Genomic DNA, 271 nt, shown 5'->3' on the forward strand with positions numbered 1-271 from the left:
GTGTTGGTGTGTGTCACCACTTTCACAATCGGTTTGCTTGAGCAGCTGCACAGCATCATCAGGCAAATCAGTATTAGCCCATGTTTTAGTTGGCTCATGGTGTGATGTCCTTAGCTGATCAGCTCGTGCTAGTTTGTGGTTTAATGCCGATTCAAGCTCGGCCAGTTGCTTGCGGTGCGAGGTGTTTAGCTGGGTAATAATGCGGTGTTCACGTTCAAGTAATTTAATCCGTTCATCTTTGTTGTCGTTGCTGCTCAGTAACGCATCCACG

1 protein-coding gene is annotated in these 271 nt (G+C 47.2%); it reads right to left on the reverse strand.

Going from position 1 to position 271, the window contains the following annotated elements:
• Positions 1-271 (reverse strand): hypothetical protein (locus tag AAEZ03_RS27455; RefSeq protein WP_350583015.1); only part of this gene is annotated, 271 nt, incomplete at both ends.

It is taken from the genome of Pseudomonas sp. HY2-MNA-CIBAN-0224 (assembly GCF_040310285.1).
Taxonomy (GTDB): domain Bacteria; phylum Pseudomonadota; class Gammaproteobacteria; order Pseudomonadales; family Pseudomonadaceae; genus Aquipseudomonas; species Aquipseudomonas helleri.